Source organism: Pseudomonas sp. IT-P260 (genome assembly GCF_949768395.1).
Taxonomy (GTDB): domain Bacteria; phylum Pseudomonadota; class Gammaproteobacteria; order Pseudomonadales; family Pseudomonadaceae; genus Aquipseudomonas; species Aquipseudomonas parakoreensis.
In genome coordinates, this window is the sequence record NZ_CATKPO010000029.1 from 1 (window position 1) to 320 (window position 320).

1 protein-coding gene is annotated in these 320 nt (G+C 60.3%); it reads right to left on the minus strand.

All coding sequences use genetic code 11. From position 1 onward, the window contains the following. A partial coding sequence (locus ACM6HV_RS13970) for an Ig-like domain-containing protein (protein WP_414904481.1) occupies positions 1–320 on the minus strand: 320 nt, incomplete at both ends.

Consider the following 320-nt stretch of genomic DNA (forward strand, 5'->3'; position numbering starts at 1 on the left):
TCGGTGATGGTGTAGGTGAACGTCTCTGTCCCATTGCCGCCACCGTGCAGGTTTTTGAAGTCGGCATCGGTCGGGTTGAGCGTGTAGGTGTAGGTACCGTCGGTGTGCAGCTCCAAGGTGCCATAGGTGCCGGTGAAGGTACCGGCGGTGACGGGGCCGGTGGGTACGCGGTCAGCGCCTTGTACGTCGTTGGTGAGGACGTTGCCGGTCAGGGTCAGATTGGTTTCTGACGCGGTGCTGGCGTTGGAATCGTTCACCGCTTTTGGCAGGTCGTCGATCACGTTCACATCGAGGGTTGCATTGGCAGTGGTGCCGTTGTC